Raw genomic sequence first — 23,479 nt, forward strand, 5'->3', positions numbered from 1 at the left:
GAACGCAAAAACGACGGTGGGGGCGGTACCCGTTCGGGTACCGCCCCCACCGGCCGGACCTAGGCCTAGGCCTTCGCCTCGGCCAGGAGCTTCTGGATGCGGGACACGCCCTCGACCAGGTCCGCGTCGCCCAGGGCGTACGACAGGCGCAGGTAGCCGGGGGTGCCGAAGGCCTCGCCCGGGACGACCGCGACCTCGGCCTCGTCCAGGATCAGCGCGGCCAGCTCGACGGAGGTCTGCGGGCGCTTGCCGCGGATCTCCTTGCCGAGCAGTTCCTTGACCGACGGGTACGCGTAGAACGCGCCCTCGGGGGTCGGGCAGAAGACGCCGTCGATCTCGTTCAGCATCCGCACGATCAGCTGGCGGCGGCGGTCGAAGGCCGTGCGCATCTCGTGGACGGCGTCCAGGTTGCCGGAGACGGCGGCGAGCGCCGCGACCTGGGCCACGTTGGAGACGTTGGAGGTGGCGTGCGACTGCAGGTTGGTCGCGGCCTTCACCACGTCCTTCGGGCCGATGATCCAGCCCACGCGCCAGCCGGTCATCGCGTACGTCTTGGCCACGCCGTTGACGATGATGCACTTGTCGGCGAGCTCGGGGACGATCGCCGGCAGGGAGACGAACTTGGCCTCGCCGTAGACCAGGTGCTCGTAGATCTCGTCGGTCAGGACCCACAGGCCCTTGTCGGCGGCCCAGCGGCCGATGGCCTCCGCGTCGGCCTCGGAGTACACGGCGCCGGTCGGGTTCGAGGGGGAGACGAACAGGACGACCTTGGTGCGCTCGGTGCGGGCGGCCTCGAGCTGCTCCACGGAGACGCGGTAGCCGGTGGTCTCGTCGGCGACGACCTCGACCGGGACACCGCCGGCGAGGCGGATCGACTCGGGGTAGGTGGTCCAGTACGGAGCCGGGACGATGACCTCGTCACCCGGGTCCAGGATCGCGGCGAACGCCTCGTAGATCGCCTGCTTGCCGCCGTTGGTCACCAGGACCTGCGACGCGTCGACCTCGTAGCCCGAGTCGCGCAGCGTCTTCGCGGCGATCGCGCTCTTCAGCTCGGGAAGGCCGCCGGCCGGCGTGTAGCGGTGGTACTTCGGGTTGCGACAGGCCTCGACCGCCGCCTCGACGATGTAGTCGGGGGTCGGGAAGTCGGGCTCGCCGGCACCGAAGCCGATCACCGGGCGCCCGGCGGCCTTGAGGGCCTTGGCCTTGGCGTCCACGGCGAGGGTGGCGGACTCGGAAATGGCGCCGATGCGGGCGGAGACACGGCGCTCGGTGGAAGGCGTTTCAGAGGTCATGGGGCCAATCGTCCCAGACGCCTCAGAGGCCCCGCACGCCGTTTCAGTCATCGGACGGACCACTCGGGAATGTGCTCTGTTAGATGTCAGGTCCAGGGCTACGTTCGACGTCAGGTCCAGGAACACGTACACTCACCTGTCGTTGGCCCCTGCCGGTCACTCCAGAGCGTGAGCACTCCGTGCACTCGTCCGGATGCGGTAGGTTGGGGGACGCAACAAAGGGTCGTAGCTCAATTGGTAGAGCACTGGTCTCCAAAACCAGCGGTTGGGGGTTCGAGTCCCTCCGGCCCTGCTCCACACTCCTTCTCGGACGTGTGCGCAGGTACGTACTTCGATGCAACGCCGTGCGGCGCAACCGGGCGCGGCTACGGCCACGACCCGGATTCAGGTGAGAGACGTGACGGACGCCCTGGGCTCCATCGACATGCCTGACGCCGAGGATGACACCCGCGAGAAGAAGGCCCGCAAGGGCGGCAAGCGCGGGAAGAAGGGTCCTCTGGGTCGGCTCGCGCTGTTCTACCGCCAGATCATCGCGGAACTCCGCAAGGTCGTCTGGCCGACGCGCAATCAGCTCACGACGTACACCACCGTGGTGATTGTCTTCGTCGTCATCATGATCGGTCTGGTGACCGTGATTGACTATGGGTTCCAGGAAGCCATCAAGTTCGTCTTCGGCTGATCCCCGCGGAGGGCGGCGCCTTGATGGGTGCCGCCCGTTTTCGCATGTTCGACCACCTTTTGTATCCAGGAAGAAGCAGCCACCGTGTCTGACCCGAACCTGAACGCGAGCCCCGACTCCGTCGAGTCCGTCGAGGACGCGCTCGACATCGTCGAGGCGGCGGACGCTGTGGACCCCGACGAGGCCGAGCTGGCCGACGCCGAGGCCGGCGTCGCCGCCGAAGAGGCCGCGCTCCACGTCGAGGACGAGGCTGACGAGGTCGCGGACGACGCAGAGGCCGGCGAGGACGCCGACGAGGATGCCGTCACCGCCGAGGCCGGCGACGTCGAGGACGAGGTCGAGGCCGACGAGGACGCGGAGGAGGCCGAGGAGGCCGCCGACGCCGAGCCCGTGGACCCGATCCAGGCCCTGCGCGACGAGCTGCGCCTCCTGCCCGGCGAGTGGTACGTGATCCACACCTACGCGGGCTACGAGAAGCGCGTGAAGGCCAACCTGGAGCAGCGCGCCGTCTCGCTGAACGTCGAGGAGTTCATCTACCAGGCCGAGGTGCCCGAGGAAGAGATCGTCCAGATCAAGAACGGCGAGCGCAAGAACGTCCGGCAGAACAAGCTGCCCGGCTACGTTCTCGTCCGCATGGATCTGACGAACGAGTCCTGGGGCGTCGTCCGCAACACCCCCGGTGTCACCGGCTTCGTCGGCAACGCGTACGACCCGTACCCGCTGACGCTGGACGAGATCGTCAAGATGCTCGCCCCGGAGGCGCAGGAGAAGGCCGCCAAGCAGGCCGCCGAGGACGCCGGTCTGCCGGCCCCCGCGGTCAAGCGCACCATCGAGGTCCTGGACTTCGAGGTCGGCGACTCGGTCACCGTCACCGACGGCCCGTTCGCGACGCTGCAGGCGACCATCAACGAGATCAACCCCGACTCGAAGAAGGTCAAGGGCCTCGTCGAGATCTTCGGTCGCGAGACCCCGGTCGAGCTCAGCTTCGACCAGATCCAGAAGAACTGACGATCTTCTGAGCCAACGCTTCCGGACAGGTCAGATCGCCCCGTGAAGGGCGGTCTGACCTGCTCGGTTTTTAGCCCCGCTCCGATACCCGTTATCGTGGTGCGGTATGCCTCCATCCGGATGACCGGATTGGCGGCGAAAAACTCTCACTAGGACCCGGAGAGAGCAATGCCTCCCAAGAAGAAGAAGGTCACGGGGCTTATCAAGCTCCAGATCAAGGCCGGTGCGGCCAACCCGGCTCCGCCGGTCGGCCCCGCGCTCGGTCAGCACGGCGTCAACATCATGGAGTTCTGCAAGGCCTACAACGCCGCGACCGAGTCGCAGCGTGGCATGGTCGTGCCGGTGGAGATCACGGTCTACGAAGACCGCACCTTCACCTTCATCACCAAGACTCCGCCGGCCGCGCGCCTCATCCTGAAGGCCGCGGGCATCGAGAAGGGCTCCGGCGAGCCCCACAAGACCAAGGTCGCCAAGCTCACCGGCGCCCAGGTCCGCGAGATCGCCGAGCTGAAGATGCCCGACCTCAACGCCAACGACGTCGACGCCGCGATGAAGATCATCGCCGGCACCGCGCGCTCGATGGGCGTCACGGTCGAAGGCTGATCCAGCCACCCCCCAGCACCACCAGTGGTAGGACCAAGCGCTGGTCCGCACCACGACTCCATGCCTGAAGCCGAAATACAGGAGCAGAAGTGAAGCGCAGCAAGACTCTCCGCGCTGCGGACGCCAAGGTCGACCGGGAGAAGCTGTACGCCCCGCTCGAGGCCGTCCGTCTCGCCAAGGAGACCTCCACGACCAAGTTCGACGCCACCGTCGAGGTCGCCTTCCGCCTGGGTGTCGACCCGCGCAAGGCCGACCAGATGGTCCGTGGCACCGTGAACCTCCCGCACGGCACCGGTAAGACCGCCCGGGTCCTGGTCTTCGCGACCGGTGACCGTGCTGCGGCCGCGGAAGCCGCCGGCGCCGACATCGTCGGCGACGACGAGCTGATCAACGAGATCGCCAAGGGCAACCGCCTGAACGAGTTCGACGCGGTTGTCGCCACTCCGGACCTCATGGGCAAGGTCGGCCGCCTCGGCCGCGTGCTCGGTCCCCGTGGCCTGATGCCGAACCCGAAGACCGGCACCGTCACCATGGACGTTGCCAAGGCTGTCACCGAGATCAAGGGTGGCAAGATCGAGTTCCGTGTCGACAAGCACTCGAACCTGCACTTCATCATCGGCAAGGTCTCCTTCACCGATGAGCAGCTGGTCGAGAACTACGGTGCGGCCCTGGACGAGATCCTTCGTCTGAAGCCGTCCGCCGCGAAGGGCCGCTACGTCAAGAAGGCCGCCCTGAGCACCACGATGGGCCCCGGCATCCAGCTGGACTCGAACCGCACCCGGAACCTCCTCGTCGAGGAAGACCCGGCCGCTGTCTGAGCTCCGCTGAGCCCCCGGCTCACCTGAGTGGCTGAAACGGGCCCCTCGCCCCCTTCACAGGGCGGCGGGGGGCCCGTTTTCCGTGTTTCGGACCACATATTCCGAACTGGGCGGTAACCGGCGCGCGGCGGCCCGACGGGGGAACGTAGGGTCGGCGTGAAAACCAACGATCACACAGGGGTGGGGATCTCCATGTCTGCATACCGCGCTGCGTACCGGAAGAAGGCAGCCGGGGCGACGCTGGCCGCCGTACTGCTCGTGGGCGGGGCCACCGCGTGCGACAACGGCAAGAAGGAAGACTCCGGCAAGGCCGCCGGCGCGGCCTCCGCGCAGCCCTCCGCGCCCGTGGCGGCCGGTTCGGCCACCGAGGCCCTCACCGCGGCCTACAAGAAGACCTCGGCCGCCAAGTCGGCCAAGGTGCGCATGACGATGAAGATGTCCGGCGCGCTCGGCGGCGAGAGCATCGAGATGACGGGCGTCCAGGGGTGGGACCCGCAGGTCATGGACATCACCATGAAGGGCGGGCTCGGCACCACCGGCGTCGACTCCATGCGCATGGTCATGGCCAAGGACGTCATGTACATGGAGATGCCGACCGACTCCCCGCTGTCCGCGGGCATGGACGGCAAGCGCTGGATGAAGCTCGACATGAAGGCCGCGGCCGAGGCCTCGGGAGACGCCGAGGCGCTGAAGAAGCTCGGCGGCGTCGGCGGCATGGGCGGCATGAGCGGGATGGACCAGAACCAGGACCCCGCCAAGCAGCTGGCCCTGCTGCTCGCCTCGCCGAACGTGAAGCTGGTCGGCTCCGAGAAGGTCGAGGGCGCCGACGCCCAGCACTACAAGGGCACCCTGACCTTCGAGGAGATGCTCGCCGCGAACGAGGGCTCCAAGGCGCTGCCCGAGGCCGACCGCGCGAAGCTCACCGAGGCCATGAAGAAGGCCGGCATCAAGGGCTACGACATGGACGTCTGGGTGAACAAGGACGGCTACCCGGCCCGCATGAAGGTCGCCATCGGCACGCCCGGGGGCTCCCTCGACCTGGACGCCTCGTACTCGGACTACGCCGCGACGGCGACCGTCCAGACCCCGCCGGAGAACGAGACCCTCGACCTCTTCGCGATGCTCAAGGACCTCGGCGCCGACGGCGCCGGAGCGGGCATCTGAGCCCGACCGGCCGCGGGGCCTTTCGCAACACCAGAACTACCAGAACCACCAGAACCACCCATGGGGGAACACCGATGAACACGGCCGTACTGACCCGGGCCGGCGTCGCGGCGGCGGGGGCCGCACTGCTCGTGGGCGGCCTGACCGCCTGCGGGACCGACAAGGCCGAGGGGAAGGCCGACGCCAAGACGGCGGCGAAGGCGGAGACGCCGGCGGACGCGGTGAAGGCGTCCTACGCCAAGACGGTGGCCGCCAAGTTCGCCAAGTACGAGATGACCATCACCCCGAGCAGCGGCAAGGCCGAACAGCTCACGGGCACGAAGGGCTGGTACCCGTCGGCCACCGGCATCGACGCCAAGGGCGACGGCGCCAACCAGGTCATGATCGGCGACGTCATCTACACCCACTCGGACAAGCCCCTGGAGGGCAAGTCCTGGATGAAGATGAACCTGAACAAGGACGGCAAGCCCCGCTCCCGGTTCAACGACGACCCGGCCGACTACCTCGCCGTGCTCCTGGGCCAGCAGAAGCTGACGCTGGTCGGCACCGAGCAGATCGACGGCGCGGAGGCCAAGCACTTCAAGGCCGGCCTCACCAACGCCGACCTGCTCGCGGCGGACGAGTCCACCAAGGTGATGGAAGCGGCGAACCGGCAGTACCTCCACGAGGCGCTGAAGGAGTACACCACCCTGGACGTGGACCTGTGGATCGGCAAGGACGGCTACCCCGTCCGCGTCGAATCGGCGCAGGGCACCAAGGACGGCACGACGAAGCTCTCGGCGAAGTTCTCCGGCTTCGGCACGACCGCACCGGTCACCGCGCCGCCCGCCGACCAGGTGGCCGACTTCGACGACGTGATGAAGGGCATCGACGACAAGCTCAAGGGCGTCGACGACACGCTGAAGGAGGCCGACCAGACCCTGAAGGACGCGGGGCTGGGCGGTCTCGGCGGCTCCTGAGCCCCGGGGGAGCGCCCGGGATTCCCGGGCGCTCCCCCGGCTGCTCACCGGCCGCTTCCGAGGCGATTTGCCTCGGGTCGGCCGGTTCACGTACTCTTCCGGAGAAGCCAAAGACCGCTGGTCGTTGTCGTGCCCGTGAGGGTGCGACGGCCGAAGGATCCGCCAATTGCGGACGTCCTGCGCAGGTGACCTTGGATTGTTCCCGGAATTCATTCCGGTTGAGCTACGCCCTGGCGCCTGCGCCGGGGCGTTTCGTATGTCAGCCCCTTCTGAGCGGTCCTCATCACCCGGAAGGAGGCGAACGCACCATGCCGACGCCCAACAAGGCTGCATCGGTAGCCGAGCTCAAGGACGCGTTCCAGAGCTCGAACGCCGCCGTGCTGACCGAGTACCGGGGTCTCACCGTCGCGCAGCTCAAGACGCTGCGTCGCTCTCTCGGTGAGAACGCCCAGTACGCCGTGGTGAAGAACACGCTGACCAAGATTGCGGCCAACCAGGCCGGGATCACCGCGCTGGACGAGCACTTCGCTGGTCCGACCGCGGTCGCCTTCATCACCGGTGACCCGGTGGAGTCGGCGAAGAGCCTGCGTGACTTCGCCAAGGAAAACCCGAATCTCATCATCAAGGCGGGTGTCCTTGATGGCAAGGCGCTCACCGCCGATGAGATCAAGAAGCTTGCGGACCTCGAGTCCCGCGAGGTTCTGCTCAGCAAGCTGGCCGGCGCGTTCAAGGGCAAGCAGTCTCAGGCTGCCTCGCTCTTCCAGGCGCTGCCGTCGAAGTTCGTCCGCACCGCGGAAGCGCTTCGCGTCAAGCTCGCCGAGCAGGGCGGTGCCGAGTAATTCGGCTCGCGCACTGATCCACGCCGCCTAGTGCGTGGGTCGTAGCGGGCCGTTACGCCCGCCTCTATATACATCCGGCACCTGCCGAATTAGTGGAAGGATCGCCCATCATGGCGAAGCTCTCTCAGGACGACCTCCTCGCCCAGTTCGAGGAGATGACCCTCATCGAGCTCTCCGAGTTCGTGAAGGCCTTCGAGGAGAAGTTCGACGTCACCGCCGCCGCGGCCGTCGCCGTTGCCGCCCCGGGTCAGGGTGGTGGCGACGCCGCCGCCGCCGAGGAGGAGAAGGACGAGTTCGACGTCATCCTCACCGGTGCCGGCGACAAGAAGATCCAGGTCATCAAGGTCGTGCGCGAGCTGACCTCCCTGGGTCTGAAGGAGGCCAAGGACCTCGTTGACGGCGCCCCGAAGCCCGTCCTCGAGAAGGTTGCCAAGGACGCCGCCGAGAAGGCCGCCGAGGCCCTCAAGGGCGCCGGTGCGGCCGTCGAGGTCAAGTAACACCTCTGGGGCCCTCCTGAGGCCCCATCCAAGGGCGATCACCCGTAAGGGTGGTCGCCCTTTGGCGTACCCGCAGTGCCTGACTTGCCCTGGTCTCGTTGGGGAGTAGGGTGATCATCGTTGCCCCGCAGCCGGGTCCGGAGCTGATCCGCACGGAGCAGGGGGCCTTGACGAACGGCACGCGGCGCGCAATTCTCAGTCCCGTTGTGGGATCGATCGGACCCGTGCGGGACCGGTCGGAGATCCGCGGCACGGATCGAGGATCCGAGGCATGGATCGACTACGAAGAGGGCAGTACTGATACGCGCTCTGTGTGCGAGAGCCATGAGGGCCGCGTGTTGGACGCAGGGTCGCAGGGTTGGTTTAAACGACATGGGGAAGGCCTGTTGCCGGTTTCCGGAAACCTGGTCTGGACATCAGTGAGCCAAGTGGCTACACTGACCCTTTGCGCTGCCTGTTAGCTGCCCCCTGCCCGTCGCCAGGGGCATGCCCACGCTCGAGCACACTTGATCGATACGCCCTGACCAGGTCTTTTCGACCGAATCAGGCGGGCCGTCTTCTGTGTCAGCTGGGACCGGTACGCGCGTAGTGAGTCCGAGCCCTCGGAAGGACCCCCTCTTGGCCGCCTCGCGCAACGCCTCGACCAATACGAACACCGGTGCCAGCACCGCCCCGCTGCGCATCTCCTTTGCAAAGATCAAGGAGCCCCTCGAGGTTCCGAACCTCCTGGCGCTGCAGACCGAGAGCTTTGACTGGCTGCTCGGCAATGCAGCCTGGAAGTCTCGCGTCGAGTCGGCGCTCGAGAGTGGACAGGACGTTCCCACCAAGTCCGGTCTGGAAGAGATCTTCGAGGAGATCTCGCCGATCGAGGACTTCTCCGGTTCGATGTCGCTGACGTTCCGCGACCACCGGTTTGAGCCGGCGAAGAACTCCGTCGACGAGTGCAAGGAGCGCGACTTCACGTACGCGGCGCCGCTCTTCGTCACGGCCGAGTTCACGAACAACGAGACCGGTGAGATCAAGTCTCAGACGGTCTTCATGGGCGACTTCCCGCTCATGACCAACAAGGGCACCTTCGTCATCAACGGCACCGAGCGTGTCGTGGTGTCGCAGCTCGTCCGTTCCCCCGGTGTCTACTTCGACTCCTCCATCGACAAGACGTCCGACAAGGACATCTTCTCCGCCAAGATCATCCCGTCCCGGGGTGCCTGGCTGGAGATGGAGGTCGACAAGCGCGACATGGTCGGTGTCCGCATCGACCGCAAGCGCAAGCAGTCCGTCACCGTCCTCCTGAAGGCTCTCGGCTGGACCACCGAGCAGATCCTCGAGGAGTTCGGCGAGTACGAGTCCATGCGCGCCACCCTGGAGAAGGACCACACCCAGGGCCAGGACGACGCGCTGCTCGACATCTACCGCAAGCTGCGCCCGGGCGAGCCGCCGACCCGCGAGGCCGCTCAGACGCTGCTCGAGAACCTCTACTTCAACCCGAAGCGCTACGACCTCGCCAAGGTCGGCCGCTACAAGGTGAACAAGAAGCTCGGCGCCGACGAGCCGCTGGACGCCGGTGTGCTCACCACCGACGACATCATCGCGACGATCAAGTACCTCGTGAAGCTCCACGCGGGCGAGACCGAGACCACCGGTGAGTCGGGCCGTTCGATCGTCGTCGAGACCGACGACATCGACCACTTCGGCAACCGTCGTCTGCGCAACGTCGGCGAGCTCATCCAGAACCAGGTCCGCACGGGTCTGGCTCGTATGGAGCGCGTCGTCCGCGAGCGCATGACCACGCAGGACGTCGAGGCGATCACGCCGCAGACCCTGATCAACATCCGGCCGGTCGTCGCCTCCATCAAGGAGTTCTTCGGCACCAGCCAGCTGTCGCAGTTCATGGACCAGAACAACCCGCTGTCGGGTCTGACGCACAAGCGTCGTCTCTCGGCTCTGGGTCCCGGTGGTCTGTCCCGTGAGCGGGCCGGCTTCGAGGTCCGTGACGTGCACCCGTCGCACTACGGCCGCATGTGCCCGATCGAGACCCCTGAAGGCCCGAACATCGGTCTGATCGGCTCGCTCGCGTCCTACGGTCGCGTCAACGCGTTCGGTTTCGTCGAGACCCCGTACCGCAAGGTCGTCGAGGGCGTCGTCACCGACGAGGTCGACTACCTGACCGCCGACGAGGAAGACCGCTTCGTCATCGCCCAGGCCAACGCCGGCCTGAACGACGAGATGCGCTTCACCGAGAACCGCGTACTGGTCCGCCGTCGTGGCGGCGAGATCGACTACATCGCCGGCGACGACGTCGACTACATGGACGTCTCCCCGCGCCAGATGGTGTCCGTCGCGACCGCGATGATCCCCTTCCTCGAGCACGACGACGCCAACCGCGCCCTCATGGGCGCGAACATGATGCGCCAGGCCGTTCCGCTCATCAAGGCGGAGGCCCCGCTCGTCGGCACCGGCATGGAGTACCGCTGTGCGGTCGACGCCGGCGACTCGATCAAGGCGGAGAAGGACGGTGTCGTCCAGGAGGTCTCGGCCGACTACATCACCGTCGCCAACGACGACGGCACGTACACCACGTACCGCGTCGCCAAGTTCTCCCGCTCGAACCAGGGCACCTCGGTCAACCAGAAGGTCATCGTCAACGAGGGCGACCGGATCGTCGAGGCCCAGGTCCTCGCCGACGGCCCGGCCACCGAAGAGGGCGAAATGGCCCTCGGCAAGAACCTGCTCGTCGCGTTCATGCCGTGGGAAGGCCACAACTACGAGGACGCGATCATCCTGTCGCAGCGCCTCGTGCAGGACGACGTCCTCTCCTCGATCCACATCGAGGAGCACGAGGTCGACGCCCGTGACACCAAGCTGGGCCCCGAGGAGATCACCCGGGACATCCCGAACGTCTCCGAGGAGGTCCTCGCCGACCTCGACGAGCGCGGCATCATCCGCATCGGTGCGGACGTCGTCGCCGGCGACATCCTCGTCGGCAAGGTCACGCCCAAGGGTGAGACCGAGCTGACCCCCGAGGAGCGCCTGCTCCGCGCGATCTTCGGTGAGAAGGCCCGCGAGGTGCGTGACACCTCGCTCAAGGTCCCTCACGGTGAGATCGGCAAGGTCATCGGCGTCCGCGTCTTCGACCGCGAGGAGGGCGACGAGCTTCCCCCGGGCGTGAACCAGCTGGTCCGCGTCTACGTCGCCCAGAAGCGCAAGATCACCGACGGTGACAAGCTCGCCGGCCGCCACGGCAACAAGGGTGTCATCTCCAAGATCCTTCCGATCGAGGACATGCCCTTCCTTGAGGACGGCACGCCGGTCGACATCATCCTGAACCCGCTGGGTGTCCCGTCCCGAATGAACCCGGGACAGGTCCTGGAGATCCACCTCGGCTGGCTCGCCAGCCGCGGCTGGGACGTCTCCGGCCTGGCGGAGGAGTGGGCCGAGCGACTGAAGGCCATCGGCGCCGACCGCGTCGAGCCCGGCACCAACGTCGCCACCCCGGTGTTCGACGGTGCCCGCGAGGACGAGCTCGCCGGCCTGTTCGAGCACACGATCCCGAACCGCGACGGCGACCGCCTGGTCCTCCCGTCCGGCAAGGCGCGTCTGTTCGACGGCCGCTCCGGTGAGCCGTTCCCGGACCCGATCTCGGTCGGGTACATGTACATCCTCAAGCTCCACCACCTGGTCGACGACAAGCTCCACGCGCGGTCGACCGGTCCGTACTCGATGATCACGCAGCAGCCGCTGGGTGGTAAGGCGCAGTTCGGTGGCCAGCGCTTCGGTGAGATGGAGGTGTGGGCGCTCGAGGCTTATGGCGCCGCTTACGCCCTCCAGGAGCTGCTGACCATCAAGTCCGACGACGTCACCGGCCGAGTGAAGGTCTACGAGGCCATCGTCAAGGGCGAGAACATCCCCGAGCCGGGCATTCCCGAGTCCTTCAAGGTGCTCATCAAGGAAATGCAGTCGCTCTGCCTCAACGTGGAGGTGCTGTCCTCGGACGGCATGTCCATCGAGATGCGCGACACCGACGAGGACGTCTTCCGCGCGGCGGAGGAGCTCGGTATCGACCTGTCCCGGCGCGAGCCGAGCAGCGTCGAAGAGGTCTGACGGGCCTGACGGGGGGCTCGCTCAAGAGCCCCCCGTCATCCCCGGGACCGTTCAGACCATGATTGAGACTCGACCCCGAAAGAGGGATTGACGCACAGTGCTCGACGTCAACTTCTTCGACGAGCTGCGGATCGGCCTTGCCACCGCGGACGACATCCGAACCTGGTCGCACGGCGAGGTCAAGAAGCCGGAGACCATCAACTACCGCACCCTCAAGCCCGAGAAGGACGGACTCTTCTGCGAGAAGATCTTCGGTCCGACCCGGGACTGGGAGTGCTACTGCGGCAAGTACAAGCGTGTCCGCTTCAAGGGCATCATCTGTGAGCGCTGTGGCGTCGAAGTCACGCGCGCCAAGGTGCGTCGTGAGCGGATGGGCCACATCGAGCTTGCCGCTCCCGTCACCCACATCTGGTACTTCAAGGGCGTCCCGTCGCGCCTTGGCTACCTGCTGGACCTCGCGCCGAAGGACCTCGAGAAGGTCATCTACTTCGCCGCGTACATGATCACGTTCGTGGACGACGAGCGCCGCACCCGCGACCTCCCGTCGCTGGAGGCCCACGTCTCCGTCGAGCGCCAGCAGATCGAGAACCGCCGCGACGCGGACCTCGAAGGCCGTGCCAAGAAGCTCGAGACCGACCTGGCCGAGCTCGAGGCCGAGGGCGCCAAGGCCGACGTGCGCCGCAAGGTGCGCGAAGGCGCCGAGCGCGAGATGAAGCAGCTCCGTGACCGCGCCCAGCGCGAGATCGACCGTCTGGACGAGGTCTGGAACCGCTTCAAGAACCTCAAGGTCCAGGACCTCGAGGGCGACGAGCTGCTCTACCGCGAGCTGCGCGACCGCTTCGGTACGTACTTCGACGGTTCGATGGGTGCCGCGGCGCTGCAGAAGCGCCTGGAGTCCTTCGACCTCGAGGAGGAGGCCGAGCGCCTCCGCGAGATCATCCGTACCGGCAAGGGCCAGAAGAAGACCCGTGCGCTCAAGCGCCTCAAGGTCGTCTCCGCGTTCCTGCAGACCAGCAACAGCCCCAAGGGCATGGTGCTCGACTGCGTGCCGGTCATCCCGCCGGACCTGCGTCCGATGGTGCAGCTGGACGGTGGCCGCTTCGCGACCTCCGACCTGAACGACCTGTACCGCCGCGTGATCAACCGCAACAACCGCCTGAAGCGCCTTCTCGACCTCGGTGCCCCCGAGATCATCGTGAACAACGAGAAGCGCATGCTCCAGGAGGCGGTCGACGCCCTCTTCGACAACGGCCGTCGTGGTCGCCCGGTCACGGGCCCCGGCAACCGTCCGCTGAAGTCCCTGAGCGACATGCTCAAGGGCAAGCAGGGTCGATTCCGTCAGAACCTCCTCGGCAAGCGCGTGGACTACTCCGCGCGTTCCGTGATCGTCGTCGGTCCGCAGCTGAAGCTGCACCAGTGTGGTCTGCCCAAGGCCATGGCGCTGGAGCTCTTCAAGCCGTTCGTGATGAAGCGCCTGGTCGACCTGAACCACGCGCAGAACATCAAGTCGGCGAAGCGCATGGTCGAGCGCGGCCGCACGGTCGTGTACGACGTGCTCGAAGAGGTCATCGCCGAGCACCCGGTCCTGCTGAACCGTGCGCCCACGCTGCACCGCCTCGGCATCCAGGCCTTCGAGCCCCAGCTGGTCGAAGGCAAGGCCATCCAGATCCACCCGCTCGTCTGCACCGCGTTCAACGCGGACTTCGACGGTGACCAGATGGCCGTGCACCTGCCGCTCTCCGCGGAGGCGCAGGCCGAGGCCCGCATCCTGATGCTGTCCTCGAACAACATCCTCAAGCCGGCCGACGGCCGTCCGGTCACGATGCCGACCCAGGACATGGTCCTCGGTCTGTTCTTCCTGACCACCGACGGTGAGCTGCGTGACACCAAGGGCGAGGGCCGTGCGTTCGGCTCCACGGCCGAGGCGATCATGGCGTTCGACGCCGGCGAGCTCGCGCTGCAGTCGTCCGTCGACATCCGCTTCCCGGTGGGCACCATCCCGCCGCGCGGCTGGGTGCCGCCGGTCGCCGAAGAGGGCGAGCAGGAGTTCCAGCCGGGCGACAGCTTCCGTCTGAAGACCTCGCTGGGCCGTGCGCTCTTCAACGAGCTGCTGCCCGAGGACTACCCGTTCGTCGACTACTCGGTGGGCAAGAAGCAGCTCTCCGAGATCGTCAACGACCTGGCGGAGCGCTACCCCAAGGTCATCGTGGCGGCGACGCTCGACAACCTGAAGGCGGCCGGCTTCCACTGGGCGACCCGTTCGGGCGTCACCGTGGCCATCTCCGACGTCGTCGTGCCCGAGGCCAAGAAGGCCATCGTCGCGGGCTACGAGGCGATGGACGAGAAGGTCCAGAAGCAGTACGAGCGCGGTCTGATCACCAAGGACGAGCGCACGCAGGAGCTCATCGCGATCTGGACCAAGGCGACCAACGAGGTTGCCGAGGCGATGAACGCGAACTTCCCCAAGACGAACCCCATCTTCATGATGGTTGACTCGGGTGCCCGAGGAAACATGATGCAGATGCGACAGATCGCCGGTATGCGTGGTCTGGTGTCGAACGCGAAGAACGAGACCATCCCGCGTCCGATCAAGGCGTCCTTCCGTGAGGGCCTCACCGTTCTGGAGTACTTCATCTCCACGCACGGTGCCCGTAAGGGTCTGGCGGACACCGCCCTGCGTACCGCCGACTCGGGTTACCTGACCCGTCGTCTGGTGGACGTCTCGCAGGACGTGATCATCCGCGAGGAGGACTGCGGCACCGAGCGCGGCCTGAAGCTGAAGATCGCCGTTCGCGGCGAGGACGGCGTGCTGCGCAAGGCCGACGACGTCGAGACGTCCGTCTACGCCCGCATGCTGGCCGAGGACGTCGTCATCGACGGCAAGGTCATCGCGCCGGCCAACGTCGACCTCGGTGACGTCCTGATCGACGCCCTGGTCGCCAACGGCGTCGAGGAGGTCAAGACCCGCTCGGTCCTGACCTGTGAGTCCGCGGTCGGCACCTGTGCCTTCTGCTACGGACGCTCGCTCGCCACCGGCAAGCTGGTCGACATCGGCGAGGCGGTCGGCATCATCGCCGCCCAGTCCATCGGTGAGCCCGGTACCCAGCTGACGATGCGTACCTTCCACACCGGTGGTGTGGCCGGTGACGACATCACGCAGGGTCTGCCGCGTGTCGTCGAGCTCTTCGAGGCCCGTACCCCGAAGGGTGTCGCCCCGATCTCCGAGGCCGCCGGCCGCGTGCGGATCGAGGAGACCGAGAAGACGAAGAAGATCGTCATCACGCCCGACGACGGCAGCGACGAGACGGCGTTCCCGATCTCGAAGCGCGCCAAGGTCATCGTGCACGAGGGCGACCACGTCGAGGTGGGCCAGAAGCTCACCGCGGGTGCCACCAACCCGCACGACGTGCTGCGCATCCTCGGCCAGCGTGCCGTCCAGGTCCACCTGGTCGGCGAAGTCCAGAAGGTCTACAACTCGCAGGGCGTGTCGATCCACGACAAGCACATCGAGATCATCATCCGGCAGATGCTCCGCCGCGTGACGATCATCGAGTCCGGCGACGCGGAGCTCCTGCCGGGCGAGCTCGTCGAGCGCTCGAAGTTCGAGACCGAGAACCGTCGTGTGGTCACCGAGGGCGGTCACCCCGCCTCCGGCCGTCCGCAGCTGATGGGTATCACCAAGGCCTCGCTGGCGACGGAATCCTGGCTGTCGGCCGCCTCCTTCCAGGAGACGACCCGAGTCCTGACGGATGCGGCGATCAACGCCAAGTCCGACAGCCTCATCGGCCTCAAGGAGAACGTCATCATCGGTAAGCTCATCCCGGCCGGTACGGGCCTCGCCCGCTACCGCAACATCCGGGTCGAGCCCACCGAGGAGGCGAAGGCCGCGATGTACTCGGCCGTCGGCTACGACGACATCGACTACTCGCCCTTCGGCACCGGCTCCGGCCAGGCGGTCCCGCTGGAGGACTACGACTACGGCCCGTACAACGGCTGACAGCTCGTATGAGGAAGCCCCCCGCAGCTCCGAGAGGAGCGGCGGGGGGCTTCTTCGTGCTCCCGGGCCCCGGGGTTGCCCCGGGGCCGCGGGGGATGCCGTCAGGCGCGGCGCCGGCGGCGGAAGCCGGTGAGGGTGACCGAGGTGAGGGTCAGGAGGGCCAGGGCGGCGGCGGCCAGGCCGGGGGTGAGGCCCTTGGGGGTGAAGGTGCAGGAGACCTTGTCGGTGCCCGCGGGGAGGTCCACGGAGACCAGGCCGTGGAAGCTCTTCACCGGGGCCGTGCACTGCCAGCCCGGGACGTCGGTCATCGCGAAGACCGCGGTGCCGGTGGCGCCCTTCGGGAGGGTGGCCCCGATGGAGTGGCCGCCCGCGGTGACCTCGGTGGCGCCCGTGGACTTCAGGGAGGCGATCGCCGTGTCCAGTGCGGCCCGGTCCAGGCAGCCGACGGGGTGCTCGCCCGCCGTCGCGTCCTTGGTCCGGGTGTGGACCGTCACCGCCACCTTGCCGTCCGCGGGGACCTTGCCCAGGCGGATCACGCCCGTCATCCGGTCTTCCAGGGGGCGGGGCGTGCCGGCGTGGGTGAGGGTGCCGTAGAGCTCGGGGGAGTACCAGTAGGCCTCGGAGCCCGGGGTGCACTGGGCGGCGTACGTCTGCTCCGTGGCGGTGCCCCCGCGGGTGACCTGCGGGACCTGGTGGACGGTGGCGCCCAGGACGTTCTCCTGGCGGGCGTAGACGCTGTCCGCCGGGTTCGGGGAGGTGTAGGGGGCGCTGCGGACCGTGACCAGGGGAGGGGCCGCGAACCGCGCGGCCGTCCAGCTGTTCGGGGCGGCTCCCGGGCGGACCCGGGCACCGATCGAGAAGATCGCGTCGAGCACGGGGTCGTCGGCGCCGAAGAAGGTCCGGCCGTCGTTCTTGAACCCGTAGCCGAGGGGCTCCAGGGCCCGGTACGTGGCTTCCGGCAGGTAGCTGCTGTAGTACTGCGGGCCTTCCGCGCGCAGGGCGAGGGCGTCGTTGTACGAGCTCTGCGGCGCGCCGGAGTCGGTCCGGTACGCGGGCCAGCCGTCCACCTGCCGGACGGCGTCGAAGTGCGCGTCGATCGAGCGGTTCGAGGTGGCCACCGGCTTCGCCCAGCGTTCGCGGCTGCGGCGGGAGTCCGCGCCGGCGGCCGCCACCGTGGACTCGGCGAAGACCACGCCGACCATGAGGACCGCGGCCACCGGGATCAGGTACCGCCGCTTCTCGCCCAGTGCGAGGAGGACGAGGGCCAGCAGCGAGACGCCCCCGCCGACCAGCACGGCCGGCCAGGTCCAGCCGCCGAAGTCGTCGGCGCGGCGCAGTACGAAGGTGGCCGCCACCAGCAGGGCGGCCGTCAGCCCCAGGTGCAGCGGGCGGGGGCGGTGGGCCAGGGCCAGCCAGGCCAGGACCACCACCATGCCGCTGAAGACGAAGGCCTCGCGGTACGGATTGCCGTTCGGCACCGCCAGCCCGTGCCACACGTACTGGGTCGGCGGGAACTGGAACGAGGCGAGGACGAGCAGCGTGGCCGCGGCCCACACCAGGCGGGTCCGGCGGGCGATGGCGGCGTTGAACAGGAACGATCCGGCGAGGATCAGGCCGAGCGAGGCCACGTACAGCCGCGGCCGGCCGCCCCACAGGTGGGTGGCCGGGAGCATCCCGGCCAGGAAGAGCTCGATCCGTACGGGCTCGAAGGCCCCGGCCTGGGTGGGCTGGGCGGAGCCGCTGGAGAGGAACGACGGCAGGAGGAGCGGGAGGGTCAGCAGGATGCCCGTGCCGGCGGCCGTCGCGGCCCGCCACAGGGCGCGCAGCCTCTGCCGGCCGGTCATGTCCCGGGTGATCAGGCGGATGGCGAGCAGCACGCAGGCGGCCATCGTGGCCATCATCGCGGTGTAGAAGTTGCCGAACCAGGCGAGCGCGACGAACAGCGCCACCCCCGGCCAGCGGCGCTCCTCCAGGCACCACTCGACGGCGATGCCGAGCAGGGGGAGCGCGACCAGGCCCCACAGCCACATCGGGATGTACGAGGCGTCGCTGAGCGCCCAGCCGCAGAGCCCGTAGCAGGCGCCGAGGACCCCGCGCTGCCACCAGGGGCCGGGGTGGAGCTTGCCGAGGTAGACCGTCATGACGGCGGCGGCGGTGCCCATCGTGACCGGGGTGATCGCGAAGACGGCGAGGTCGACGTGGTCGCGCGGGACCAGGACGGCCAGCCAGGAGAACGGGTTGCCGAGGTAGGTGTAGTAGTCGGACAGGAACTGCTGGCCGAAGCCGCCGCGCCAGGTGAAGAGCACGTCACCGGCGGCCTGCCCGTGGACCAGGTCCCAGAGCGCGCGGTGGAAGGGCACGTACTGGTTGGCCTGGTCGTTGATGGCCCGGCCGGTGTTGCCGAAGGGGAAGGTGCCGCGGGCGGCCCAGGCCGAGCAGAACGCGGCCGAGGTGATCAGGAAGGCCAGCAGGGGCCCGTACAGGCGGCCGCGCAGCCGGGCGGGTCCGAGGACGAGCCGCAGGGGGCGGCGCCGGGGGGACGGAACGACCGGACGGTCCGTCGCCGTCGTCTCCGAGGTGACCGTCCGCAATGTCCCGCTCCCTGAGTGCTCGTGGATGCTTGTGGTTGCCCGTGGATGCCCGTGCCGTTTCGGGACGAATCAAGTGAATCGCTGGGGCAGTTTAGTTCGCGGGGGCGGCCGCTCCTTCCGGCGCCGCTTAGCACGCCTTTACCACATGCGCGCGTCGGCAGGGCCACACCGGGCTCTCGCCCAAGCGGCACATGACCGGCGGCGATTCGCGCTCGTCCCGCGCGGGCCTTTGTTTTGACCGGATGGGATGCGGTAGGTACGCTCAGACCTTGTGCCTGGGGTGTGCCTGGGCTCCTGTGCGTGTCCATCAACCGCATGAGAGCCGGATCAGCCACCGCGATCCATGCGTTTCCGTGCTTGCGCGGAGTCCCGCCGGATCCGACACACCCGACCGCGTGGGTCGGCAAAGTTCCAGGTTAGCTTCACTACACGGCACACAGAAACCGGAGAAGTAGTGCCTACGATCCAGCAGCTGGTCCGTAAGGGCCGGCAGGACAAGGTCGAGAAGACGAAGACGCCCGCGCTTGAGGCTTCGCCCCAGCGCCGCGGCGTCTGCACGCGTGTGTTCACGACCACCCCGAAGAAGCCGAACTCGGCGCTCCGTAAGGTCGCGCGTGTGCGTCTGACCTCCGGCATCGAGGTCACCGCTTACATTCCGGGTGAGGGACACAACCTGCAGGAGCACTCGATCGTGCTCGTGCGTGGTGGCCGTGTGAAGGACCTGCCGGGTGTTCGTTACAAGATCATCCGCGGTGCGCTTGACACCCAGGCTGTCAAGAACCGCAAGCAGGCCCGCAGCCGCTACGGCGCCAAGAAGGAGAAGTAAGAATGCCTCGTAAGGGCCCCGCCCCGAAGCGCCCGGTCATCATCGACCCGGTCTACGCATCTCCTCTGGTGACGTCGCTCATCAACAAGATCCTCCTGAACGGCAAGCGCTCCACCGCCGAGCGCATCGTTTACGGCGCCATGGAAGGCCTCCGCGAGAAGACCGGCAACGACCCGGTCATCACGCTGAAGCGCGCGCTGGAGAACGTCAAGCCGTCCCTCGAGGTCAAGTCCCGCCGTGTCGGTGGCGCGACCTACCAGGTCCCCGTCGAGGTCAAGCCGGGTCGCCAGTCGACCCTGGCCCTCCGCTGGCTCGTGGGTTACTCCCGCGCCCGTCGTGAGAAGACCATGACCGAGCGCCTCATGAACGAGCTGCTCGACGCCTCCAACGGTCTTGGCGCTGCCGTCAAGAAGCGCGAGGACACGCACAAGATGGCCGAGTCCAACAAGGCCTTCGCGCACTACCGCTGGTAGTCCCAACCCACATCGAGACCGAGAGAAGACTGAGCCGATATGGCTACCACTTCGCTTGACCTGGCCAAGGTGCGCAACATCGGCATCATGGCTCACATCGACGCGGGCAAGACGACCACCACCGAGCGCATCCTGTTCTACACCGGTGTGTCTTACAAGATCGGTGAAGTCCACGACGGCGCTGCCACGATGGACTGGATGGAGCAGGAGCAGGAGCGCGGCATCACGATCACGTCTGCCGCGACGACCTGCCACTGGCCGCTCGAGGACGTCGACCACACCATCAACATCATCGACACCCCGGGTCACGTGGACTTCACGGTCGAGGTGGAGCGTTCGCTCCGCGTCCTCGACGGTGCCGTCACCGTGTTCGACGGTGTCGCCGGTGTGGAGCCGCAGTCGGAGACGGTGTGGCGTCAGGCCGACCGTTACGGCGTGCCGCGCATCTGCTTCGTCAACAAGCTCGACCGCACCGGCGCCGAGTTCCACCGCTGCGTCGACATGATCAAGGACCGCCTCGGTGCGGTTCCGATCGTCATGCAGCTCCCCATCGGTGCCGAGGCCGACTTCCAGGGTGTCGTCGACCTCGTCACGATGAAGGCGTTCGTCTGGTCCGCCGAGGCGACCAAGGGCGAGATGTACGACATCGTCGACATCCCGGCCACGCACACCGAGGCTGCTGAAGAGTGGCGCGGCAAGCTGGTCGAGACCGTCGCCGAGAACGACGACGAGATCATGGAGCTCTTCCTGAACGGCGACGAGCCGTCCGTGGAGCAGCTGCACGCTGCCGTCCGTCGCATCATCCTCGGCTCCGGCAAGGGCAAGGGCGAGCCCACGATCACCGCGGTGTTCTGTGGCACGGCGTTCAAGAACAAGGGTGTTCAGCCCCTGCTCGACGCCGTCGTCCGCTACCTGCCGTCGCCGCTGGACATCGAGGCCATCGAGGGCCACGACGTCCGCGACGCCGAGGTTGTCGTGAAGCGCAAGCCGTCCGACGAGGAGCCCCTCGCGGCGCTGGCGTTCAAGATCATGAGCGACCCGCACCTCGGCAAGCTCACCTTCGTCCGGGTTTACTCGGGCCGCCTGGAGGCCGGCACCTCGGTGCTGAACTCCGTCAAGGGCAAGAAGGAGCGCATCGGCAAGATCTACCGCATGCACGCCAACAAGCGTGAAGAGATCGACGCGGTGGGCGCCGGTGACATCGTCGCCGTCATGGGCCTGAAGCAGACCACCACCGGTGAGACGCTGTGTGACGACAAGCAGCCCGTGATCCTGGAGTCCATGGACTTCCCGGCTCCGGTCATCCAGGTCGCCATCGAGCCCAAGTCCAAGGGTGACCAGGAGAAGCTGGGTGTCGCCATCCAGCGCCTGGCGGAGGAGGACCCCTCCTTCCACGTTCACTCGGACGAGGAGACGGGCCAGACCATCCTCGGCGGTATGGGCGAGCTGCACCTCGAGGTGCTGGTCGACCGTATGAAGCGCGAGTTCAAGGTCGAGGCCAACGTCGGCAAGCCGCAGGTCGCGTACCGCGAGACCATCCGCGGCACCGTGGAGCGTCACGACTACACCCACAAGAAGCAGACCGGTGGTACCGGTCAGTTCGCCAAGGTGCAGATCGCGATCGAGCCGATCACCGAGGCCGACGGCCCGGCGTACGAGTTCGTGAACAAGGTCACCGGTGGCCGCGTGCCGAAGGAGTACATCCCTTCGGTCGACGCCGGTGCGCAGGAGGCCATGCAGTTCGGCATCCTGGCCGGGTACGAGATGACGGGCGTCCGCGTCACGCTTCTCGACGGTGGCTACCACGAGGTCGACTCCTCCGAGCTCGCCTTCAAGATCGCCGGTTCGCAGGCCTTCAAGGAGGCCGCGCGCAAGGCGTCCCCCGTGCTCATGGAGCCGATGATGGCCGTCGAGGTCACCACGCCCGAGGACTACATGGGTGACGTCATCGGCGACATCAACTCCCGCCGTGGCCAGATCCAGGCCATGGAGGAGCGTCACGGCGCTCGCGTCGTGAAGGGCCTCGTGCCGCTTTCGGAGATGTTCGGCTACGTCGGCGACCTCCGCAGCAAGACCTCGGGTCGCGCCAGCTACTCGATGCAGTTCGACTCCTACGCCGAGGTTCCCCGGAACGTCGCCGAGGAGATCATCGCGAAGGCCAAGGGCGAGTAACTCTTCCGAGTACACGCTTTAGGCTTGTCACCGGCAGCCTCTGGGGCAACAGGATTCACTCCCGTTGCCCCGGGGACCGGCCGGCTTTCCAGCAAAGATCACCTGGCGCCGATCTGTAAGGCGTACAGAACCACTCTCCAGGAGGACCCCCGTGGCGAAGGCGAAGTTCGAGCGGACTAAGCCGCACGTCAACATCGGCACCATCGGTCACATTGACCACGGTAAGACGACCCTCACGGCCGCCATTACCAAGGTGCTGCACGACGCGTACCCGGACCTGAACGAGGCCTCGGCCTTCGACCAGATCGACAAGGCTCCTGAGGAGCGCCAGCGCGGTATCACCATCTCCATCGCGCACGTCGAGTACCAGACCGAGGCGCGTCACTACGCCCACGTCGACTGCCCGGGTCACGCGGACTACATCAAGAACATGATCACCGGTGCCGCGCAGATGGACGGCGCGATCCTCGTGGTCGCCGCCACCGACGGCCCGATGCCGCAGACCAAGGAGCACGTGCTCCTGGCCCGCCAGGTCGGCGTCCCCTACATCGTCGTCGCCCTGAACAAGGCCGACATGGTGGACGACGAGGAGATCCTGGAGCTCGTCGAGCTCGAGGTCCGTGAGCTGCTCTCCGAGTACGAGTTCCCGGGCGACGACCTGCCGGTCGTCCGCGTCTCCGCGCTGAAGGCCCTCGAGGGCGACAAGGAGTGGGGCGAGAAGCTCCTCGGCCTCATGTCCGCCGTCGACGAGGCCATCCCGACCCCGCCGCGTGACACCGAGAAGCCGTTCCTCATGCCCGTCGAGGACGTCTTCACGATCACCGGTCGCGGTACCGTCGTCACCGGCCGTATCGAGCGTGGTGTCCTGAAGGTCAACGAGACCGTCGACATCATCGGTATCAAGGAGACCAAGACCACCACCACGGTCACCGGTATCGAGATGTTCCGCAAGCTGCTCGACGAGGGCCAGGCCGGCGAGAACGTCGGTCTGCTCCTCCGTGGCATCAAGCGCGAGGACGTCGAGCGCGGCCAGGTCATCATCAAGCCCGGTTCGGTCACCCCGCACACCGAGTTCGAGGCCCAGGCCTACATCCTGTCGAAGGACGAGGGTGGTCGTCACACCCCGTTCTTCAACAACTACCGTCCGCAGTTCTACTTCCGTACCACGGACGTCACGGGTGTCGTCACCCTGCCGGCCGGCACGGAGATGGTCATGCCGGGCGACAACACCGAGATGACGGTCGCGCTGATCCAGCCGGTCGCCATGGAGGAGGGCCTGAAGTTCGCCATCCGTGAGGGTGGTCGTACGGTCGGCGCCGGCCAGGTCATCAAGATCACGAAGTAATTCGTGCTCTGACCTGGTAGCTCGCGCGAGCGGGCACCATGTTTGACAGAGGGGCCCCTTCCCCACCGCTTCGGCGGCGGGGGAGGGGCCCTTCGTCGTACGGACGACGTGCAGG

At 67.2% G+C, this 23,479-nt stretch carries 16 protein-coding genes and 1 tRNA gene; 15 read left to right on the forward strand and 2 right to left on the reverse strand.

Annotated elements, in window-relative coordinates; translation table 11 throughout:
- Nucleotides 1-65: 65 nt before the first annotated feature.
- Complete coding sequence (locus ACFYZS_RS16430) at nt 66-1,292, reverse strand: pyridoxal phosphate-dependent aminotransferase (RefSeq protein WP_384709465.1); 1,227 nt, start codon at nt 1,290-1,292, stop codon at nt 66-68.
- A 219-nt stretch (nt 1,293-1,511) separates the two neighbouring features.
- On the opposite strand from ACFYZS_RS16430, the gene ACFYZS_RS16435 reads away from it, so the two are divergent.
- The 11 genes from ACFYZS_RS16435 (at nt 1,512) to ACFYZS_RS16485 (ending at nt 15,957) form a co-directional block, all read left to right on the forward strand.
- Nucleotides 1,512-1,584: transfer RNA gene (locus ACFYZS_RS16435), tRNA-Trp, on the forward strand.
- A gap of 105 nt (nt 1,585-1,689) precedes the next feature.
- Nucleotides 1,690-1,971, forward strand: a complete 282-nt coding sequence (gene secE / locus ACFYZS_RS16440) for a preprotein translocase subunit SecE (RefSeq protein ID WP_030154653.1) — start codon at nt 1,690-1,692, stop codon at nt 1,969-1,971.
- An 84-nt stretch (nt 1,972-2,055) separates the two neighbouring features.
- On the forward strand, nt 2,056-2,979 hold the full coding sequence (gene nusG, locus ACFYZS_RS16445; protein WP_389012234.1) for a transcription termination/antitermination protein NusG: 924 nt from the start codon (nt 2,056-2,058) through the stop codon (nt 2,977-2,979).
- A 168-nt stretch (nt 2,980-3,147) separates the two neighbouring features.
- On the forward strand, nt 3,148-3,582 hold the full coding sequence (gene rplK / locus ACFYZS_RS16450) for a 50S ribosomal protein L11 (RefSeq protein WP_030154660.1): 435 nt from the start codon (nt 3,148-3,150) through the stop codon (nt 3,580-3,582).
- 89 nt (nt 3,583-3,671) lie between these two features.
- Complete coding sequence (rplA, locus tag ACFYZS_RS16455) at nt 3,672-4,400, forward strand: 50S ribosomal protein L1 (protein WP_030154662.1); 729 nt, start codon at nt 3,672-3,674, stop codon at nt 4,398-4,400.
- Between the two features lie 192 nt (nt 4,401-4,592).
- A complete protein-coding gene (locus tag ACFYZS_RS16460; RefSeq protein ID WP_389012237.1) occupies nt 4,593-5,564 on the forward strand; it encodes a hypothetical protein in 972 nt (323 codons plus the stop codon).
- 74 nt (nt 5,565-5,638) lie between these two features.
- The gene (locus tag ACFYZS_RS16465) at nt 5,639-6,523 is read left to right on the forward strand and encodes a hypothetical protein (RefSeq protein ID WP_389012240.1); all 885 of its coding nucleotides are present in this window, start codon (nt 5,639-5,641) and stop codon (nt 6,521-6,523) included.
- A 308-nt stretch (nt 6,524-6,831) separates the two neighbouring features.
- Nucleotides 6,832-7,362 carry a 50S ribosomal protein L10 gene (rplJ, locus tag ACFYZS_RS16470; protein ID WP_099889951.1) on the forward strand — a complete coding sequence of 177 codons (531 nt, stop codon included), beginning with the start codon at nt 6,832-6,834 and terminating at the stop codon, nt 7,360-7,362.
- Between the two features lie 110 nt (nt 7,363-7,472).
- Nucleotides 7,473-7,859, forward strand: a complete 387-nt coding sequence (gene rplL, locus ACFYZS_RS16475; RefSeq protein ID WP_048474779.1) for a 50S ribosomal protein L7/L12 — start codon at nt 7,473-7,475, stop codon at nt 7,857-7,859.
- Between the two features lie 618 nt (nt 7,860-8,477).
- Nucleotides 8,478-11,960: a DNA-directed RNA polymerase subunit beta gene (rpoB, locus tag ACFYZS_RS16480; protein ID WP_099889949.1), complete on the forward strand. Its 3,483-nt coding sequence runs from the start codon at nt 8,478-8,480 to the stop codon at nt 11,958-11,960.
- A gap of 97 nt (nt 11,961-12,057) precedes the next feature.
- Nucleotides 12,058-15,957, forward strand: coding sequence for a DNA-directed RNA polymerase subunit beta' (locus ACFYZS_RS16485; RefSeq protein WP_030154672.1), 3,900 nt, complete (start codon nt 12,058-12,060; stop codon nt 15,955-15,957).
- Between the two features lie 101 nt (nt 15,958-16,058).
- Here the strand turns inward: ACFYZS_RS16485 and ACFYZS_RS16490 are convergent, their stop codons facing one another.
- Nucleotides 16,059-18,548: a YfhO family protein gene (locus ACFYZS_RS16490; RefSeq protein WP_389012244.1), complete on the reverse strand. Its 2,490-nt coding sequence runs from the start codon at nt 18,546-18,548 to the stop codon at nt 16,059-16,061.
- 454 nt (nt 18,549-19,002) lie between these two features.
- On the opposite strand from ACFYZS_RS16490, the gene rpsL reads away from it, so the two are divergent.
- The 4 genes from rpsL (at nt 19,003) to tuf (ending at nt 23,364) form a co-directional block, all read left to right on the forward strand.
- Nucleotides 19,003-19,374, forward strand: a complete 372-nt coding sequence (gene rpsL / locus ACFYZS_RS16495) for a 30S ribosomal protein S12 (RefSeq protein WP_007265893.1) — start codon at nt 19,003-19,005, stop codon at nt 19,372-19,374.
- A gap of 2 nt (nt 19,375-19,376) precedes the next feature.
- Nucleotides 19,377-19,847 carry a 30S ribosomal protein S7 gene (gene rpsG, locus ACFYZS_RS16500; RefSeq protein ID WP_007265894.1) on the forward strand — a complete coding sequence of 157 codons (471 nt, stop codon included), beginning with the start codon at nt 19,377-19,379 and terminating at the stop codon, nt 19,845-19,847.
- Nucleotides 19,848-19,886: 39 nt separating this feature from the next.
- The gene (fusA, locus tag ACFYZS_RS16505) at nt 19,887-22,019 is read left to right on the forward strand and encodes an elongation factor G (RefSeq protein WP_030873555.1); all 2,133 of its coding nucleotides are present in this window, start codon (nt 19,887-19,889) and stop codon (nt 22,017-22,019) included.
- A gap of 151 nt (nt 22,020-22,170) precedes the next feature.
- The gene (gene tuf / locus ACFYZS_RS16510) at nt 22,171-23,364 is read left to right on the forward strand and encodes an elongation factor Tu (protein ID WP_053687966.1); all 1,194 of its coding nucleotides are present in this window, start codon (nt 22,171-22,173) and stop codon (nt 23,362-23,364) included.
- Nucleotides 23,365-23,479: the final 115 nt, after the last annotated feature.

The organism is Streptomyces sp. NPDC001903 (assembly GCF_042891345.1).
In the GTDB taxonomy this organism is placed as follows: domain Bacteria; phylum Actinomycetota; class Actinomycetes; order Streptomycetales; family Streptomycetaceae; genus Streptomyces.

Coding starts and splice junctions, on each gene's coding strand:
- ACFYZS_RS16465 (WP_389012240.1), top strand. CDS start 5,639: ATGAACACGGCCGTACTGACCCGGGCCGGCGTCGCGGCGGCGGGGGCC.
- rpsG (WP_007265894.1), top strand. CDS start 19,377: ATGCCTCGTAAGGGCCCCGCCCCGAAGCGCCCGGTCATCATCGACCCG.
- ACFYZS_RS16460 (WP_389012237.1), top strand. CDS start 4,593: ATGTCTGCATACCGCGCTGCGTACCGGAAGAAGGCAGCCGGGGCGACG.
- rplK (WP_030154660.1), top strand. CDS start 3,148: ATGCCTCCCAAGAAGAAGAAGGTCACGGGGCTTATCAAGCTCCAGATC.
- rplJ (WP_099889951.1), top strand. CDS start 6,832: ATGCCGACGCCCAACAAGGCTGCATCGGTAGCCGAGCTCAAGGACGCG.
- ACFYZS_RS16430 (WP_384709465.1), bottom strand. CDS start 1,292: ATGACCTCTGAAACGCCTTCCACCGAGCGCCGTGTCTCCGCCCGCATC.
- fusA (WP_030873555.1), top strand. CDS start 19,887: ATGGCTACCACTTCGCTTGACCTGGCCAAGGTGCGCAACATCGGCATC.
- rplL (WP_048474779.1), top strand. CDS start 7,473: ATGGCGAAGCTCTCTCAGGACGACCTCCTCGCCCAGTTCGAGGAGATG.